This is a genomic window from Paenibacillus sp. J31P316 (assembly GCF_056269105.1).
In genome coordinates, this window is record NZ_JBWDNI010000001.1 from 813,146 (window position 1) to 831,203 (window position 18,058).

The following is an 18,058-nucleotide window of genomic DNA, read 5'->3' on the forward strand; positions in this document are numbered from 1 at the left end:
TGGTTGGTGAATCGGGGATGAGAGCACTAGGGGCGATGAATGGGCAAAGGCGCGTTAGGGAAGCTTCGAGACGAATGTGCAAAGTCGCGTTAAGGAAGCTTCGAGACCAATGTGCAAAGACGCGTTAGGGAAGCTTCGAGACCAATGTGCAAAGACGCTGAAGGACAACGCCAGGAACGCCGTTATCGAGCGAGCTCGACGAGCTGCACGTCCGGGAGCCGTTCCAACAGCAGATCCCTCATATGGGCGTGACAGGTGAAGAAAATTATCTGCCTCTGTTCCGCCAGCTCCTTCAACACGTCTGCGGCGGCCAGAAGACGGCCATAGTCGAAATTGACGAACGGGTCATCGAGCAGCAGCGGAAGCGAATGAACGGCTGCCGCCTCGCCGGCAAGCGCGAAGCGCATGGCCAGATACAGCTGCTCGGCCGTGCCCCTGCTCAGAAAGCCGCTCTCCACGATGCGTCCGTCCTCGGTCTCGAGCGCAATCGTCCGCTCTCCTTCCGGCATGGAGATCCGTCTGTACCGCCCTTCCGACAGCCTGGCCATCAGCCGCGATGCTTCGCGCAGGACGCCGGGCTGCCGCTGTTCCTCCATGATCCGCTTCGTGCGCTTGATCATCGTCATGCTGACCGAGAGCACCGCATAGCGGTCGATCAGCTTCTCCAGCGCGGCAATCGTCGCCTCGCGTTCCCCGATTAATCGCTGCCGATCCCCGTCGCGCAGCAGCTGTTCCATCCGCTGCCTTTGGCGGCCGAGCAGTTCCAGCAGCGTGCTGCGGAGCTGCTCGGCTTCTTTGTGTGCCGACTGCTTCTCGGCGAGCAGGACGCGGAGCCCGTCTTCGTCCAACTCCGCATACCAAGCTTCGATTTGCGTCTGATCGGCGGCCGATAACCCGGCAGTCAGCTGCGCGTTCAGCTTGTACATGTCATGCTCGATTTCAAGCAGCCGCTCCGACTGCTGAAGCGCGTTCAGCCACCCGGGTTCATTGTCGGTCTTCCCGGCCGCGAACCAACGCTGCTGCTGTTCCTCCAGCTCCCGCATCTTCTGGCCGAGGCTGTCGATATGCACCGCTTGCTCGGCTAGCTTCGCTGACAGCTCTTCCCGCTCGAAGCGGATCGCTTCCTGCTGGGCTGCTTCGGCTTGCAGCAGGCGAAGCGCTGTCGCGGCATCGCCGCGCGCCCGGCGCATGGCGTCCGGGAACGCCTCGCAGAGCGAACCGGCCGACTGCTCGAAGCGGGCGATGCCCTCACGAAGGCGCGCAGCCTTGCCCGCTGCGCGCTCGGACGCCAGCATGCGAAGCTGCGCTTGCTCGGCGAGCTCGATCGTCTCCATCGCGGCCTCCGGCGACAATGCCGGCGGCAGCTTGCGCGCCGTCAACCAGTCGCGCCAATCGGCCGCGGCAATGTCATACGCTTGCGCCGCCTCGTCCGCCGCGGCGCCGGCGGATTGTGCCTGCGCGCGCAGCCGGGCATGCGCGCGCTTCAGCTCCGCGCGCCGCTCGGCGCTGCTCGCCTGCGCGCGCAGCTCGTCCTGGCGCGCGTCGACCGCGGCGCGCAAGCGGGCGAGCAGCTGCGCCGGGCTCGCCGGCGGCGCCGCCGTGCGCCTGCGCGGCAGCGCGGCCTCGCGCGCGGGCGCCGCTTCGCGCAGCGCCGCGGCTGCGGCTGCGCCGGCGCTTCCGCGCGGCAGCAGCCGCGCCAGCGCTGCGCCCGGCGCGGCGACGAGCGCGCCGAGCGCCGCGAGCACGCGCTGCTCCGCGGCCGCCGCGGGCGAGACCGCCGCCGCTGGCGCCGCGGCGCGGCGGCCGCTGCGGCTGCGGCTGCGCGCCCCGCGGCCGGCTTCGCGCGCGCGCGCCAGGCGCAGCAGCGCCGGCACGGCCAGCGCGGCCGCTGCTGCGCCGGCAGCGGCTGCCGCCGCTGGCAGGCCGGCGACCGCAAGCGCAGCTGCGCCGGCGGCCAAGATCACCGCCGCCGCGCCATAACCCGCGGCGGCTCCGTCCAAACCGCGGCGGCCCATATCCGCCGGGGCCGCCTCCGTCTCATGCTGCTCGCGCAGCAGCGCAAGCTCCAGCTCCCGCCACGCCTCCTCGAACTGGCGCGCGGCATAACGCAGCGCATCGCCCGTCTGCGGGAGCAAGCGGAATATCTCATCCAGCGCTTCGTCCTCGTAGGCAGCCGCCCGATCATCCCCGTCAGCTCCGGCTGCCCTGCCCGAGAGCCTTGCGGCCGTCGACTTCGATCCTTCTTCCGCAGCAAACTCTTCTATATCTAGTCCTTCGACGGATTCCCGTTCACGACCGTGCGCGGCCCGGTGTTCAGCCTCCGCGAGACGCAGCGTTCTCTCCGCTTCCTGGAGCACGTTTCGATGCTCGCGAACCGCTTCCCGCTCCGCGACGCCGGCCAGAAATCCCTGCAGCGTCGCTTCCGTCCAACCCGGCGAAATGCGCAGCAGCAGCCGCTTCGCAGCTTCCCGGTGCTCGTCCATCTCGGCGGCAAGCTCCGCCGCGGATTCCCGCGAAGCCGATACTTGCTCGACGGACAGCATCAGCGCTTCGATTTCGTCCTTGCGCGCGAGCAGCGCCGGATCGAAATGCAGCCGCTCGATCCGGTTCTCCAACACGGTCGAGTGCTCATTGGCTTCACGAACAGCTTCGTACATGCGCCGCAGCTCGCCCGCCAGCGCTTCCCAGCGGCTTCTAGCATCTGCCGCCAAGCGCGGCGCGTCTTTCAACCCTTCGAGCTCCTGCAAGAGCGTGAGCCGCCGAATCCAAGCCGTTCTTACTTCCGCGGCGCGCTCCAACAAAGCGCTTTGCTTGCGAAGCGACGGAAGATTTTCTTCCGCCGCCGCCAGCCTGCGTTCCGTATCCTCAATGCCGGTCGTCAGCTCGTTGAAAGCCGCGATGCCGTCCTCCACCTTGCGGAGCTGCGCTTCCGTCTCGTCCAGCTCCTTCAGCAGCTTGCTGATCTGCTGATTGCTGCCGCGGGGCTTGAACAGCTCGTCCAGCTGACTCTGCAGCAGCTTCTCCGTACCGGCGATCGCGCTTCCGCCATTCCAGCCGGCATGATACAACTGCTTGCCGAGCTCGTCGCCTTCGAGCATGCCGATCGCCTGCAGCTCCGTCAACGTAATGGCAAACAGCTCGTGGAATACCCGTTCGCCGATGCCTCCCAAATACAGCCGTTCCCATTGCGCCTGCGTCAGCGTATCGGCAAGTTCTCCGCCTTCTTCGCCGACTACCTGGCTTCCCAATCGCCGCACCGCGACTTTGCCGGACGAGCTGCCGTACCGTTCCATGACGTAAGACAGTCCGTCCTTATCGGAGAAAAACAACCGGCCGCCGTGGCGGCCTCCGTTCACGGGCTCCAGGCGTTCCGTCCGGCTTCCTTTATGGGCAAAGCCGAATAACAGCGATCGAACGAAGCCGAGCATCGTGCTTTTCCCCGCTTCATTGGGTCCGTAGACGATCGTCACCGGCGCATCCAGGCTGCAGGTTACGTCGCTTAGCTTGCCGAATCCTTCCACATGCAGTTTATGTAATCTCACTTCTCTCCACCGCCTTGTTCCGACGCGGTTGCGGCAACGAAGGAATTCGAAGCGCTTGAATCCGACTCGGCCGCTGTCAACAGCCCGGCTGAGAGCTCCCTAGCCTTGTCCAGCCATGCATGCGAATGCCGTTCCATTGCGGAACGGGCAAGCTTGCGCAGCTTTGGCGACGCGAGCAGCGGCTGCATCGCCTCTTCCATCAGCGATTGGAGCGCTTCTTCGCTCTCGGCCTGATGACTTCCCCGGATCAGCTCGCCGATGAAGCTGTCCTCTTCGGCCAGCGAGGCAACATCGATCGCCGCTCCCGTGAACGTCTCCAGCTCGCTGATCCAGCCCCAGGCAGCATCCCCGCTTCCTGACTCCGACGAAGACGATCCGGTCCCATTCTCGGCCATGCGCTCCCGAAGACCCTCCAGCAGCTCTTGCAGCCGCCCCGAATCTCCTAATCTAGCATGCAGAATGCCTCTGCCGACAAGGGAGAAGCGCGCCATGAAAGAACGCCCGCCGCATTCGGCAGCCGCCCGGACCGCTTCGTCTTCCATCGCGTCGAGCAATGCCTGCTCCGAAGTCAATCCGTCGATCGTGGTCTGCAGGTTCAGCCAGCGGACCGTATCGAGCGGAACGAAGCGCAGTACCGTCTCGCGCGAGGCGGAGACATCAACGATATAGCAGCCCTTCGCTCCTGTCTCCTTCGCATGCCTTCCTTGGGTGTTGCCCGCATATACGACATGCGGGTATTCATGCAGCACCGCCCTGCTATGGATATGGCCAAGCGCCCAATAATGGAAGCCTGCGCCGACGAGCTCGTCCAACCTGCAGGGGGCGTACGGGTCGTGGCCGTCGATTCCGTCCACGTTGCCGTGAAGAAGCGCGATGCCGTAGCTGTCGTCCTGTCTGGCTTTGTAGCCGGCTGCAAGGTTCGCCGTTACTGATCGCGTACCGTACGATATGCCAGTGATATAGGCCGCGAGTTCCCCTTGTCTTGTGTATGCGGGAACCTGCTCGACGCGTTCGGCGCCGAAGAAATAGACGGAGTCTGGCCAGCGCAATGCAGCCTGCTGCCCTGACAACGGGTCGTGATTTCCGTGGATGACAAAGAGCTGCACGCCATGAGCGTGCAGCCTCTGCCATTCCTTCTGTAGCGCCAGCTGGGCACGCAGCGAGCGATCGGCGGAATCGTACAGATCGCCTGCGATGACGACGAAATCGACCGCCTCTCCGATCGCAGTGTCCACAAGCCTCGTAACGGCTCGAAACGTAGATGCCTGGAGGGCTTCCCTTACGTGGGAAGGCACCTCGGACAAGCCGCGGAACGGACTGTCGACGTGCAGATCCGCGGCATGAATAAACCGAAATGAGACGCCCATGCTCCTTCTCCCTTACTCCGCTGCTTCCGGTTCTGGTTGGATTTCCGTATACACCTGCTTCAGCTGCGCGATGACCCGCTGCAGCGAATAAACCTTCTTCGCTTTGTTCCAAGCCGCCCGCGCCATGTTGTAACGGTAATCCTGATCGGATACGACCTTCTCCAGCGCGTTGCAGAGCGCCGTCGGATTCTCGGGCTCTACCAGCAAACCGTTCACGCCGTCGTCGATCTGCTCGGCGATTCCGCCAACGTTCGTGCCGATAAGCGCCAGCCAGCACAGCGCCGCTTCGGCGAACACGGATCCGAACGCTTCCGCCCGCGAAGGCAGAACGAACACGTCGAAGAACGGCATGAATTCTTCCGGATGCAGCATATAGCCGTAGAAAATAATATCGTCGTACAAGTTCAGATCGAGCGCCAGCTGCTCCAGCTCCTGGCGGCTGGGTCCGTCTCCGATGATATGGAGCACGAAGTTATGGCCGCGGGCTTTCAGCTCCGCGCAGGCATGAAGCAGTACATCCAGCCCTTTGGCCGGCACCAGCCGGCAGACGGTGATCAGCTGGACGACCGCGTTTTCATGCGAAATCGGCTTGAAGCGTTTCTCGTCGAAGCCGTTCGGGATAATCTGAATGCGGTCCGCATCCTTTACATACGGCTTCAAGTACGCCCGGAACGATTCCGACGGCGTCAGGATTCGGTCTGCCTTTGCTTCCAGCTCGCCGTAGATCGCGGTCAGGAACCGATGCTCCATGCCGCCTTCGATGATTTTTCCGTTCAGGATCAGCTCGCGTTCGAAGCTGGAATGGATCGTCATGACCAAGGGCGTATCCGGATACAGCTGCTTCATGACCAGCGCGGAGATCGGATGGTGCGCGTGGATGATATCGTAGCTCTTCTTGATTCGCAGCTTCGTCCACCAGACGTAGTCGCGGTACGTTTGCAAATATTTATCGATGATGGGATTGCCCTCGTAATTCGTAATGTCGAAAGTCTCGAAGGAGACAGGCTCCTGCCCTTTCCCTCTGACTCGTTTCGGCAGCGAAAACAATTCCATTGGCCAGCCAAGCTTGTTGAATCGATCTTGAATGTAAGGAACCATGGAGGACACGCCGCCCGGCTGCTCCGGGGGAAAAAATAGTGCCTGCAAAATGTTCATCTCAAGCCCTCCCAAACCACTGCAATTTGCTTCTCGACTTGCAAAAATCACGATCGACGAGATCCGTGCAACGTGCTGAAACATCGTTCGCGTGTGTTCATTATAGTGTTATTTCGCCCGTAATATCAATCTTTCCTCTCCTCGCCGTCGTTAAAGAGATGATCGGGATTTCAAAAATTATTTCGTCCGATTCGCGATCCTGCGGCAGAAAGTTAGTCGTGGTCTTCTTAAGGTATGATATGTGCAAACAAACTAGAAAGCATCCGTCATCGCGAGCATCATTTGACGCACGCGGCAAACGCGGAATACTGCGAAAAATAATCCTTATCGATTAAAGTTTCTCGTCAATAAATATGATATACTAGAACATACGTTTCTGTATACTCACGAAAAATCGTCTTTTTGCCGATAATCAACCTTGTTCGCACTCTCATCTTAGGTGGTTGAAATATGACGTTCATTCATTGGCTAGCCGGCCTATCCGGCCACATTTTCGCATCCGCATGCGTCATGACCATTCTCGTTCTCATGCTATTTATGGCGGTCAAGCTGTACCAGAGCTATCGGCGCAATCAAACCTATCTCATGCTGATCCTCGTGCTGCTCGTCGTGCTGATTCAGAACGCAGCCGTGCTCGGCATTGCCTGCTCCGGCCAAACTACCGCTCCTTACTGGCAGCTTGCCAGCGTCTTCCTTGATCTGCTTACGTTCATCATCATTAACTTTGTGTTCATGAAATTATATACGGGCCGTTCGGCCAAATTGAAGGGCTTTCCGTTCCTGCTTATGTTCGTCGGCCTTGCGCTCGTTACGGCGGCACAGGTGGCGTTCACGCCGGACATTGCGCTTACTGGCCCCGATGCGGGTTCGGTTAACTTTCTCGCAGTCGACTTCTACGGTCTAATCTTGAACTTCGTGATCCTGCTGAACCTGCGCGGAATCGATCAGCGCTTCACCTACTCCGCCAGTCTGATCGTCTATTTCACGCGCCAGCTGAGCGTTATGGCGGACAATTACGTGTTCCACGGCAAGGTGCCGATGCTTGTCATTTTGAGCCATTTGCTCCCGGTCGTCTATTATGCGCTCTTGTTCCTGCTGTTGTTCGAGTGGGTATTGGAACGGCTGCTGATGACCTTCCAATCGTCGATTACCGACGGCTTGACCAGTCTGTACAACCGCCGCCATTTCACCAAGAAAGCCGAGCAGCTGCTGCGGGAAAGCAAGCAGATTGCGATCATCTTCTGCGATATCGACAATTTCAAGAAGCTGAACGATACGCAGGGCCATCATAAGGCGGATGGGGTATTGAAGCAAGTGGCCGATATTCTGCGGGAAGAAACCGCCGGCATCGGCACGGCCGGCCGTTACGGCGGCGAGGAGCTTCTCGGCCTGGTGGCGGCTCCCGGCATAAAGCCGGAAATCGTCGCCGAAGCGATCCGCGGCCGAGTGGAGAAAGAAACGATCGTCACGATCAGCGTCGGCGTCAGCTCCGCACGCGATGGGTCGACCGTCGCCGAGATCGTCCGGCAAGCGGACGAAGCGATGTACCAGTCCAAGACGACAGGCAAGAACAAAGTGACGCTGCATGCGTCGATGCGAACCCGCTCCACGCGCGGTGCCTCAGACGGCTCAATGAAACAGAACGCACAGATGTGAGCGGGCCGCCCATGGAGCATTCCTCAGGCACAACAAAAGACAGTCCCGGCCGCGAGCCATGCATGAAGCTCCTCGCAGCCGGGACTGTCTTCGTATGATCGGACGTATGATCGGATCTAACCGGCTTCAGGCAGGTTGGATCGCATGACGCGCCTTAACGCGATTTGTAAGGAATCGGATCCGTCGTGCCGGCTTCTTCGAAGCCTTTCAAGCGTAGGCGGCAGCTGTCGCATTCGCCGCAGGCTTCGGCTTCGCCGTTGTAGCAGGACGTCGTCAGGTGATAAGGCACTTCCATCCGCAAACCTTCTTCAACGATGCCCGCCTTCGTCAAATCGATCAATGGCGTTTCGATCGATATCGGTTTGCCTTCCACGCCAACCTTCGTCGCAAGGGCGATGACTTCCTGCACCTTGGCGATGAATTCCGGCCTGCAGTCCGGGTAGCCGCTGTAATCCAGCGCGTTAACGCCGATGTAGATCGCTTCTGCGCCAACCGTTTCCGCATACGATGTCGCGATCGACAAGAACAGCAGATTGCGTCCCGGCACATAGGTCACCGGGATTTCGCCCGCTTCGCCTTGTACGGGCTCCGCGCCCATCTTCGGCACCTCGATGCTGTCGTCCGTCAGCGCGCTGCCGCCGAACTCGCGCAGGAAGCCGAGCTTCACGACTTTATATCTGTCGCCTGTTCCGTAATACTCGGCGACGGCACGCGCATTCTCCAATTCGATGATATGGCGTTGGCCGTAATCGAACGTCAGGGGATACAATTCATAGCCCGCTTCCTTCGCATATCCCATGCATGTCGTGCTGTCCAATCCGCCGCTCAATATAATAACCGCTTTTTTCGTCGTCAAGTTATACACCTCTCTGGGCCGGGTCCCAAATGATTTTGTGCAGCTGCATGTTCAGCTTGACCCCCGTCAAGCCCGCAGCCAGCATTTTCTGAACAAGCTTTGCCGGCGGCATGCTCTCCCATACCGGACTGAAGAGCGCGAGCGCCTCGGTCGGGTAATCCGCAAGCACCTTCACGGCATAGTCGAAGTCCGCATCGCTCGCGATGACGAACTTCACTTCGTCCTGCGGTCGCAGGAGCGCGAAGTTGTCATGCAGCATCGCTTCGTTCTCTCCGGAGTCCGGCAGCTTGTAATCCATAATATAACGCGCCTTCGGCGAGCCGATCTCGCTCAGAAACGGTGCCAAATCGATGGCCCCGTTCGTCTCGACATGCACGTCCTTGATGCGCTCGATCCCACAGAGCTCCTTCAGAAGAGCCGCTGAACGGCTGCCGTACAACAAGGGCTCTCCGCCCGTCATGCAGATGTGCTCCGCCTTGTACTGCGATTCGACCTGCGCGACGATCTCGTCAATCGTCATCGTATCGGCTGCTTCGGCAGGCGGATAGCTGTATTTCGTATCGCACCAGACGCAGCGTAAATTGCATCCGAACAGACGAACAAAAACGGTCGGAAACCCGGCACGCGTGCCTTCGCCTTCGACCGTTTCGAAAATCTCCACCATGGGCAGCCGTATCGCTCGCGGCGCCAACTCCGTTTCGTTAACCGGCATGCTCGTCCGCCTCCATAAACGCCCGCGTGACCGCCGCATAGCTGGTCGGCGTCTCCCAAAGCCGGATCTCCTCGATGCGGACATTCGGATAATGGCCTTCTTCGACCAACGCGTCGTGCAGCTGCTCGTACATCCATACGACCATATTTTCCGCGGTCGTGTTCATCGGCGGCAGCACCTCGTTCAAGTAACGGTGGTCCAGTTTATCGATGATCCGTTCCTTGGCGATTCGTTTCATATCGGCAAAATCGATCGTCAAGCCGCGCTTGTCGGTCGTGCCGGACAAAATCGTTTGAAGCTTATACGTATGGCCATGGAGGCTCTTGCATTTACCTTCGTAGAGATGCAGGTGATGCGCGCTGTCAAAAGTAAATTCTTTGGAAACGAGCACCCGCCGGTTATGATAACGAAGCTGCTGCTCCTCGATATCGGACCCGAACTGCTGAATATGCTTCGGAATCTCGTACGTCACGTTCCACACCTTCCTCATTTTCCAATTGCAATATGCTATTATAGCACAATGCCAAGCCGGTATCTAGCATCTTGCTATACCATTAATTGCCCCATCATGACCGTCACGGCATGCCCGCTCATATGGACGCGTTCCCCGTGCACCGAGACACGCAGCTCTCCGCCTCTAGCGGAAGCCTGATAGGCAGTGAACTCGTTCTTCCGCAGCCTGCGCTGCCAGTAAGGTGCCAGCGCGCAATGCGCGGAACCCGTAACCGGATCTTCATCGATGCCGCTGGCGGGATAGAATGCACGGGAGACAAAATCATAACTCGATGGGGCTCCGCCTGCTCCAGCACCTCCGGCAGCTGCACGGCTCGTAACGATCACGCCGCGGGCGTCGACGCGCGCCAGCATTCCGAAATCCGGCCTCAGCGTACGCACGGTCTCCTCGCTGTCGACCTCCACCAGATAATCCATTCGATTGCGGCCGGTATACCGCGGTATCAGCCCCAGACCTTGAATGAGTTCTTCCGGAGCAGTGACCGGCTCGGCGGCTTCAGCCGGGAAGTCTAGCCGAATGCCCGCTTCCTCCAGCGTCGCCGTCAGTAATCCGCTCCGCGTATGAAATCTTGCCTGCTGTTCTCGGCCCAGCAGCCCGTTCGTCCACAAATAATGGCTGCTTGCGAGAGTCGCATGGCCGCATAGGTCAACTTCCTGCGTCGGCGTAAACCAGCGCAGATCGAAGCTGTCATTCTGCCTGCGGCGCAGAAACGCCGTTTCGGACAAATTCATCTCCGCGGCGACCTGCTGCATCCATTCCGGCTCCCGTTCCACTTCCAGCAGGCACACCGCGGCAGGATTTCCGCGAAACGGCTCGCTCGTAAACGCATCTATGATCGCAATCGGTACATTCATATCCAATCCCCCCTAATCCTCGTTCGTATATAGCCGTTTATCCTCTAGCTGGTTCATGTTCGCTTGTACATACTTGCTTGTATACACTCCATTGTACAAAAAGTCGTTCCTATTTCCTACTCCGTTCTTAGCCGACCGTACAGTCTGACCGGCAATGCCCTCCATAACAAAAAAGAAGCGCGGCAGGGAATTCCCTGCTGCGCTTGATTCCCTGCCGCGCTTGCCGATAATGCCGGAGCATGAATGCTCCAGAATCGCACCTTAACCTTTCACGCTGCCCAACCGTATGCCCGATACGAAATATTTTTGCAGGTACGGATAGACGAGCAGCACCGGGATGACGGCCACGATCATCTGCGCGGATTTGATCGACCGATCGTTTAATTTGGCAAGCCGCTTCGCTTCTTCCGGCGACATCGTATTGAAATCGAACTTAATGACGATCGACTGCAAGTACGTCTGCAGCGGATAATGGCTGACCTTCATGTAGATCATGCCATCGAACCAAGCGTTCCAATGCCCGACGATGCTGAACAGCGTCACGGTGGCGATAGCCGGCAAGGATACTGGCACATAGATCTGCCATAAGGTCCGCCAATGCCCCGCGCCGTCGATAAAAGCCGCATCCTCGAGCTCGGTCGGCACTTCGCGGAAAAAGTTGAGCAGCAGCACGATATTGAACACTCCGACCGCTCCGGGCAGCACGAGCGCCCAAATCGTATCCAGCAGGTGAAGCTCTTTGACCAAAATATAATTGGGGATCAATCCACCGTTGAAGAGCATCGTGAAGAAGAAAATCCAGACGTACAACGTTCGCATCCGCAGCTTGTCTCCAGCCTTGGACAGCGGATAAGCCAGGATAATGACGAGCACGACGTTCAGCGTGGCTCCGATCGCAACACGCTCGAGCGTTGTGCCGAACGCATGCCAGAACGCTCCGCGCTCAAGCACATACCGGTACGGGTCTAGCGTAAAGTGAACCGGCCAGAGCTTCACGAGACCGCCCATTACCGCCGCCTTGTCGCTTAACGACAGGGACACGATGTGAATGAACGGAATGAGACAGCCCGCGCATGTCAACGTGAGCACGATCAGATTGAATAGATTGAAGATTCGGGTTCCGGTGGTCGAATGCACATGCACGCTGCCCACCCCTTCCTTAGAAGAATCGATACTTGAACAGCCTGTACGCCAAGTAGTAAGAGACCGTGATGAGCACGAAGGATACGCCGGACTTCATCAGGCCGACGCCTGCCGAAATGCTGTACTGCGATTGCTGCAGGCCCAAGCGGTAAATCATCGTATCGATGATGTCGCCGGACGCGTACACTTGCGGGCTGTAGAGATTGAAGATCTGGTCAAAGCCGGCATCGAAAATGCTGCCAAGGCTCAAGACCATCAGCAAGACGATGATCATTCTCATCCCCGGAAGCGTCACATGCCAGGTTTGCCGCCATCGGCCCGCACCGTCGACGGAGGCTGCTTCGTACAGCGTAGTATCGATGCTCGTGATCGTAGCCAGATAGATAACGCTGTTGAATCCGAAATTTTTCCAGACGTCCGAGCCCACCATCGTATACGGGAACCAGCTGTTCTCCCCTAGGAAGTATACCGGTCCCAATCCGAACCAAGACAGGATGACGTTCGCAAGCCCCGTCGAAGGGGACAGGATATCGATCATGATGCCGCTGAGAATGATCCAGGAGAGGAAATAAGGAAAATAAATAATCGTCTGGGTAACGCGCTTGAACAGCACCTGCTTCACTTCGTTCAGCAGCAGGGCGAAGACGATCGGGACGATCATGCCGAGAATGATCTTCAAGACGGCGATGAATACCGTATTGCCGATAACCTGCCAAATGTTCGGCATGGCAAAGATCGTCTTGAAATTCGCGAAGCCTACCCAGTCCTGATCCCCGAACAGTCCCTTCACCGGATTGAATTGCTGAAAGGCGATAATGATGCCCAGCATCGGAACATAAGCGAAGATCAGAAGCATAATGAGGCCGGGAACCAGCATCAGATGCAGCGGCAGCTCTCTTCGGTTTCCGTATCGCTTGAACATGGGCGCGCCCTCCCTTCTAAGTTAAGTTCCGTCCCGCGGCCGAGGCTTATTTCGGCGCGTTGACTTCTTCCGTAATTTGCTTGCCGCCGAGCTTGTTCCAGCTGTCCACGAATTTGTCGAAGCCGCTGTCCACGTCTTCCTTGCCTTGAACGATCGACGTGATCGTCGTCGCCTCAAGCTCGCCCATGGAACTCCAGCTCGTCACCATCGTCGGCGTCGGCGCGCCGCTGAACGCGCTCCAGATCACTTTATCCGGATACGTCTGATCCACGTAAGCGAACGGCGTATCCGTCGGGCCGAACATCATCGACATGCCCGTGACGCCGTCCTGCATCGACTTGTAGAAGCCCTTCGCTACTCCCTTGAGCTGGTCCGTCGTATTGTCCGCCACAGCTTTCTTGATATCCTGATGCCCGACGAGATCGATCGACGGCAGCAGCGTATGGACAGGTCCCATCCCCCACAGCGAATCGATGTCGCCGTCCGACCAGAATTTCTCGAATTGGTTCGCGTCCCCGAACATCGTCTCGACGTACACGTTCAGCATCTCGACGACGAGCTCCGGATGTTTGAATTTCTTGCTCACTACGAGATAGCCGTCCGTTGCGTTGTCGAGCGGGATATGTACGTCGTCGCCGCCGCCCTCGCCCGGCAGCGGAACCGTGACCCACTTGGCATTCTTGTCGTTCTCCGACGTCTTCTCCACGCTGTAAGCCAGCCAATGCGGCCCATAGAACATGCCGAGTTTGCCGGAAACCGCGCTTTCCATCTCCTTAGTCTCGTCTTTCGTGCCGAACTCCTTGTCGATCAGGCCGTCCTTATACATGCGCGCCAGCATATCGAGCGGCTTCTTCATCGCGTCCAGCGACGTTCCGTAGACCGCCTTGTCATCCCCGTCCTTCGTCCAGAAGTCCGGATACGCGCCGAAGCCCCAGAACAAACCGCGGGAGGAATAAAGAATATCCTTGTTGAGCCCGAGCCCGATCGTATCCGCTTTGCCGTTTCCGTCCGGATCCTGCTTGGCGAAGGCCGTGGCGATATTGTAGACGTCGTCCATCGTTTTCGGGCGTTCCAGATTCAGTTTCTTCAGCCAATCCTCGCGAATCCACAGATGGCTGTAGCCGTTCGTGGACGGCATTTTCTGCGGGATGCCGTAGATCTTGCCTCCGAACGTGGCCGGATCGAAAATGCTCTTCGTCTCCGCCTCGATAATGCTCTTCAGAAGCGGCGAAGCGTACTTGTCGTAAATCGGCCCCATCTCATAGATCGCGCCGCCTTCAGCCAGCTGCTTGAAGTCCGTTTTGTCGTTGATCGGGAAGACGTCCGGCAGATCGTCCGACGTAATCGCCAGCTTCAGCTTCGTGTTGTAATCGTTATACGGATACATCATTTTGTAATGCGTGACGACGCCAAGCTTCTCTTTGTACAGGCGCGTCCACCGATTGTCCTCCCAGGTTTCCCCGGTCTTCTTCGTCAGCTTCGCCATATACTCCGCGTTCGGATCGACTCCGCTCCCGAATTGAATATCGACGGTGCCGCCGTCCGCCGGATCGTTGGAAACGTTTGCATCGGTCTCCTTATTGTTGCCGTTTCCGCACGCCGCCGTTCCCAGGATGAGGGCCGCTGCCAATACCGTCACGGCTGCTTTCTTCTTCTTCATGCTCAATACCCCTTTCAAATGCATCGAAATAGTTGAACGCTTGCATGCAAGGAACCGATTTGAGAGCGCTGTCATCTTCACTCTGAAATTTGACAGAACACCGTTTGCGCTTCCTTGTGAACCATGATCGTGATTAGCATACACGATGTTTTTTATATATACAACAGGTATACAATCTAAATACTTTTAATATTTTTCATCAAAATAAGACATCGGTTTTCCTCACAAACAGTCATAAAGTAGCCTTTATTTATATGTTTTTTTATTGTATACAATTAGTATTCTTTTTTAAAACAAAATAGTTGAATAGATCGAATTTTACGGTTCTTTTTACCTGTTTTTGGAAGTCGCCACCCCCGCCAAGCACACACAAAAAAACACTGCCCGCAGCGGCTGTCGCAGCCCGCGGGGCAGTGTTCGTTTAAGAAACCCGTTATTGTTCTTCAATCGGAATCAACAGCTCGACCTGTTCGGCTTCGAAATGCTCATCCGTATAAAAAATTTCCAGTGATACGGCGTTATCTCGCTTCGCCAGCTTCTGTTCGTTCATCCATGCAGTCAACTGCTCGTAGCCCTCGCCGATTCGTTCGTTCGTGCAGACGGCCATGGCATAGGTGCGCTGCGGAATCGTGAATTGAACCATGCGCTGCGGCACTTGCTCCAAATGCGACACCTCGAAGCATGCCCAGTACGTCGCGAAAACCTCGTTGCCGAAATAGGGGCTGTACAAGACCATCGTTTTGACATCGCCTTCGATTTCATGCTTTCTGGAGCGAAACTCACTCTGCAAATGAATGGCTTCATCCGGAAACGTCGAATAGGGACCGCAATAGCTGATTCCAACCAGATTTATCGCTGGCTTGGTAATCAAAGTGCAATTATTCACCGCGAATGACCTCCTACACCGATTTCAATGCTTAAGGTTGACCCGTATCGTTTCCAGTTTACCATGATTGCCCGACCGATGGGTACTCTTTGTTACCGTCTGCTCCCCATGCGGGGGGCGGATAATAAAAGCCGCACTGCCCTGGAGGACAATGCGGCCAATTTTCGATTAACGTTTTACCGAGCCATGCGGGTCGATGACGAATTTCTTCGATACGCCTTGGTCGAATGCATTGTACGCCGCTGGAGCCTCATCCAAGGAAATCAGCGTCGCATTGACCGCTTTCGCGATTTGGGCGCGGCCGCTTAAGATCGCGCTCATCAGCTCGCGATTGTATTGCATGACCGGCGTTTGGCCCGTCACGAACGTATGCGACTTCGCCCAGCCGAGACCGAAGCGGATCTTCAGCGTTCCGATCTTCGCATCCTCGTCCACGGCACCTGGATCGCCCGTCACGTAGAGGCCCGGAATGCCGAGTCTGCCGCCCGCTCGCGTCACTTCCATGATGGAATTGAGTACGGTCGCCGGCGCTTCGCCATGCGATTTGCCGTGGCCATGCGCCTCGAAGCCGACGCAATCCACTGCGCAGTCTACTTCCGGCACGCCGAGAATTTGATCGATTTGTTCCGCAAGGTTCGCATGCTCGCGCAGGTTCACGGTCTCGCAGCCGAAGCTTCTCGCCTGCGCCAGGCGTTCGCTGTTCAGATCGCCGACGATGACGACCGATGCGCCGAGAAGCTGCGCGGAATGCGCCGCGGCAAGGCCGACAGGGCCTGCGCCCGCAATATAAACGGTCGAGCCCGGACGTACGCCCGCGCTGACTGCGCCATGATAGCCCGTCGGGAAAATGTCCGACAGCATCGTCAAATCGAGGATCTTCTCCATCGCGCGGTCTTTATCCGGGAATTTCAACAGTTGGAAGTCCGCATAGGGAACCATGACGTATTCGGATTGTCCGCCGACCCATCCGCCCATGTCCACATAGCCGTACGCCGAGCCCGGACGGTCGGGATTGACGTTGGAGCAGACGTTCGTATTGCGTTCCTTGCAGTTGCGACAGCGTCCGCATGCGATATTGAACGGTACGGATACGAGATCGCCTTTCTTGATAAACTCAACGTCGCGGCCGACTTCAATGACCTCGCCCGTAATTTCGTGTCCAAGCACCAGCCCGCTCGGAGCGGTCGTGCGTCCGCGGACCATATGCTGGTCGCTTCCGCAAATGTTCGTCGTGATGACTTTCAGGATGACGCCATGCTCGCATTTCCGGCCCACGTTGAGCGGATTCACGCCAGGTCCGTCACGCAGGATCAACTCCGGATACGAAATATCACTTACGTCGACCTTGCCGGGTTCCACATAGACTACCGCACGATTTCCTGCCATTCGATCAGCCACTCCTCTTAACGTTGAATTAATTATACAAGAGCAATCACTCTCTCATTGTAATCGCTTCCAGTAGGAAAAGCTATGCAAAAAAGCGCCAACCCGCTTCTTCGGCGGTTGGCACTCATCGAACAAGGCTATTCGCGGCCGCAATGCGCCACGACTTCGTCATATGACAAAGCGCCGCCGAATATGTCGAGCGCGCTGCCGATCGTGATATCCAGTTTGCCTGCCGTTAACTCGCGAAACAACGCCAAGTCCTCGAACGAACGCGCTCCGCCGGCGTACGTCGTCGGGATGGTTACCCCTTGCGCCAGCAGTTCGATCAAGCTCGTCAATATGCCGGTGCGCTTCCCTTCCACGTCGACGGCATGGATCAGAAATTCATCGCAATACGATTCCAGCTCGCGCAGGTGGTCGGCGTCGACGACGAAATTGCTGAATGTCTTCCATTGGTTCGTGACGACGAGCCATTGATTGTCGCGCTGCTTGCAGCTCAGATCGATAACGAGCCTGTCTTTCCCGACCTCGGATACGATCCGCTGCAGATTGCCCATGTCCAATTCGCCGTCGCGGAAAATATACGAGGTTACGATGACATGCGAGGCACCCGCCTCCAGATATTGCGCCGCATTCTCGGCATGAATGCCGCCGCCGATCTGCAAGCCGCCCGGATAGGCGCGCAGCGCGGCGAGCGCCGCATCTTCGTTGCCGCCGCCGAGCATGATGACATGGCCGCCGGTCAGCTTGTCCCGCTTGAACATGTCCGCATAATAAGCGGAATCATGCGCGGACACGAAATTTTCCACCACCTGCTTGTCGCTGCCGCCGAGCGTCTCGCCGACGATCTGTTTTACTTTGCCGTTATGCAGGTCGATGCATGGTCTGAATTTCATTGCTGTCCCTCTTCTCTAGTAGTAATGCCGCTCGGCAGCCTATAGCCCAGCTTATAATATCAGTATCGCCTTGTTCACGGTCATGCGGCCGCCCGCTTGCGAATCAGGTGCAAGCATGCGAAACCGATCCATGCCCCGATGGTGTTCAGGAGGACATCATCAATATCGAAGCTTCCGCGCTGCAGCAGCAGCTGGAAGGTCTCGAGCAGGAATAGGACGCAGATGAAGAGCATCGTGAACGAGAACAGCCGCATGCGGAGCAAATACGGGACGGAGAGGCCGAATGGCGCGAATACGGCAACATTGCCGATCATATTCACGATCCAATATTTGAACGGAAAGCTGTCCGCGTGGACGAAATAAAGCTTGATCGTCTGAAGCGGTATCACATTGTACTTGTAGCCTGGCAAATGCGGATTCGTCCGTCCGAATCCGATAAACATCCAATAGAGGAGTAACAGGGAATAGGCCAACGTAATCAGTGCGATTGCTCGTTTCATTGCTTTCGC

At 57.6% G+C, this 18,058-nt stretch carries 15 protein-coding genes; 1 reads left to right on the plus strand and 14 read right to left on the minus strand.

Going from position 1 to position 18,058, the window contains the following annotated elements:
• Positions 1–182: 182 nt before the first annotated feature.
• The 3 genes from AC0YNU_RS03475 to AC0YNU_RS03485 are packed head-to-tail and all read right to left on the minus strand — an operon-like array spanning position 183 to position 6,064.
• Positions 183–3,542: an AAA family ATPase gene (locus tag AC0YNU_RS03475; protein WP_475753138.1), complete on the minus strand. Its 3,360-nt coding sequence runs from the start codon at positions 3,540–3,542 to the stop codon at positions 183–185.
• A complete protein-coding gene (locus AC0YNU_RS03480; RefSeq protein WP_475753140.1) occupies positions 3,539–4,909 on the minus strand; it encodes a metallophosphoesterase family protein in 1,371 nt (456 codons plus the stop codon). Before AC0YNU_RS03480 ends, AC0YNU_RS03475 begins: the two co-directional genes overlap by 4 nt.
• Positions 4,910–4,921: 12 nt before the next feature.
• Positions 4,922–6,064: a glycosyltransferase family 4 protein gene (locus AC0YNU_RS03485; protein ID WP_475753142.1), complete on the minus strand. Its 1,143-nt coding sequence runs from the start codon at positions 6,062–6,064 to the stop codon at positions 4,922–4,924.
• Positions 6,065–6,514: 450 nt separating this feature from the next.
• Between AC0YNU_RS03485 and AC0YNU_RS03490 the strand changes: the two genes are divergently transcribed.
• Positions 6,515–7,720, plus strand: a complete 1,206-nt coding sequence (locus AC0YNU_RS03490; protein WP_475753144.1) for a diguanylate cyclase — start codon at positions 6,515–6,517, stop codon at positions 7,718–7,720.
• Between the two features lie 154 nt (positions 7,721–7,874).
• On the opposite strand, the gene queC is transcribed toward AC0YNU_RS03490, so the two are convergent.
• The 11 genes from queC to AC0YNU_RS03545 all read right to left on the minus strand — a co-directional run bounded on the left by queC (position 7,875) and on the right by AC0YNU_RS03545 (position 18,049).
• Positions 7,875–8,576: a 7-cyano-7-deazaguanine synthase QueC gene (gene queC, locus AC0YNU_RS03495; RefSeq protein ID WP_475753146.1), complete on the minus strand. Its 702-nt coding sequence runs from the start codon at positions 8,574–8,576 to the stop codon at positions 7,875–7,877.
• A 1-nt stretch (position 8,577) separates the two neighbouring features.
• Entirely contained in the window at positions 8,578–9,288 is a 711-nt protein-coding gene (locus tag AC0YNU_RS03500) for a 7-carboxy-7-deazaguanine synthase QueE (protein ID WP_475753148.1), read from the minus strand.
• Positions 9,278–9,760: a 6-carboxytetrahydropterin synthase QueD gene (gene queD / locus AC0YNU_RS03505; RefSeq protein WP_475753150.1), complete on the minus strand. Its 483-nt coding sequence runs from the start codon at positions 9,758–9,760 to the stop codon at positions 9,278–9,280. The genes AC0YNU_RS03500 and queD overlap by 11 nt, the downstream gene beginning before the upstream one ends.
• Before the next feature lie 74 nt (positions 9,761–9,834).
• Entirely contained in the window at positions 9,835–10,656 is an 822-nt protein-coding gene (locus tag AC0YNU_RS03510; protein ID WP_475753152.1) for a PhzF family phenazine biosynthesis protein, read from the minus strand.
• Positions 10,657–10,917: 261 nt separating this feature from the next.
• Entirely contained in the window at positions 10,918–11,799 is an 882-nt protein-coding gene (locus AC0YNU_RS03515; RefSeq protein ID WP_475753154.1) for a carbohydrate ABC transporter permease, read from the minus strand.
• Between the two features lie 16 nt (positions 11,800–11,815).
• A complete protein-coding gene (locus AC0YNU_RS03520; protein WP_475753156.1) occupies positions 11,816–12,721 on the minus strand; it encodes an ABC transporter permease in 906 nt (301 codons plus the stop codon).
• A gap of 46 nt (positions 12,722–12,767) precedes the next feature.
• On the minus strand, positions 12,768–14,381 hold the full coding sequence (locus AC0YNU_RS03525) for an extracellular solute-binding protein (RefSeq protein WP_475753158.1): 1,614 nt from the start codon (positions 14,379–14,381) through the stop codon (positions 12,768–12,770).
• Positions 14,382–14,814: 433 nt separating this feature from the next.
• The gene (locus AC0YNU_RS03530; protein WP_475753160.1) at positions 14,815–15,267 is read right to left on the minus strand and encodes a GyrI-like domain-containing protein; all 453 of its coding nucleotides are present in this window, start codon (positions 15,265–15,267) and stop codon (positions 14,815–14,817) included.
• 168 nt (positions 15,268–15,435) lie between these two features.
• Positions 15,436–16,653, minus strand: coding sequence for a formaldehyde dehydrogenase, glutathione-independent (gene fdhA / locus AC0YNU_RS03535; protein ID WP_475753162.1), 1,218 nt, complete (start codon positions 16,651–16,653; stop codon positions 15,436–15,438).
• 137 nt (positions 16,654–16,790) lie between these two features.
• Positions 16,791–17,549, minus strand: a complete 759-nt coding sequence (gene hisA, locus AC0YNU_RS03540; protein ID WP_475753164.1) for a phosphoribosylformimino-5-aminoimidazole carboxamide ribotide isomerase — start codon at positions 17,547–17,549, stop codon at positions 16,791–16,793.
• 80 nt (positions 17,550–17,629) lie between these two features.
• Complete coding sequence (locus AC0YNU_RS03545; protein WP_475753166.1) at positions 17,630–18,049, minus strand: VanZ family protein; 420 nt, start codon at positions 18,047–18,049, stop codon at positions 17,630–17,632.
• Between the last annotated feature and the right edge of the window lie 9 nt (positions 18,050–18,058).

Bases quoted from the DNA above. Each gene is read 5' to 3' on its own strand.
- AC0YNU_RS03480 (WP_475753140.1), bottom strand. From the start codon at position 4,909: ATGGGCGTCTCATTTCGGTTTATTCATGCCGCGGATCTGCACGTCGAC.
- AC0YNU_RS03490 (WP_475753144.1), top strand. From the start codon at position 6,515: ATGACGTTCATTCATTGGCTAGCCGGCCTATCCGGCCACATTTTCGCA.
- AC0YNU_RS03485 (WP_475753142.1), bottom strand. From the start codon at position 6,064: ATGAACATTTTGCAGGCACTATTTTTTCCCCCGGAGCAGCCGGGCGGC.
- hisA (WP_475753164.1), bottom strand. From the start codon at position 17,549: ATGAAATTCAGACCATGCATCGACCTGCATAACGGCAAAGTAAAACAG.
- AC0YNU_RS03510 (WP_475753152.1), bottom strand. From the start codon at position 10,656: ATGAATGTACCGATTGCGATCATAGATGCGTTTACGAGCGAGCCGTTT.
- AC0YNU_RS03500 (WP_475753148.1), bottom strand. From the start codon at position 9,288: ATGCCGGTTAACGAAACGGAGTTGGCGCCGCGAGCGATACGGCTGCCC.
- AC0YNU_RS03545 (WP_475753166.1), bottom strand. From the start codon at position 18,049: ATGAAACGAGCAATCGCACTGATTACGTTGGCCTATTCCCTGTTACTC.
- AC0YNU_RS03520 (WP_475753156.1), bottom strand. From the start codon at position 12,721: ATGTTCAAGCGATACGGAAACCGAAGAGAGCTGCCGCTGCATCTGATG.
- fdhA (WP_475753162.1), bottom strand. From the start codon at position 16,653: ATGGCAGGAAATCGTGCGGTAGTCTATGTGGAACCCGGCAAGGTCGAC.
- AC0YNU_RS03525 (WP_475753158.1), bottom strand. From the start codon at position 14,381: ATGAAGAAGAAGAAAGCAGCCGTGACGGTATTGGCAGCGGCCCTCATC.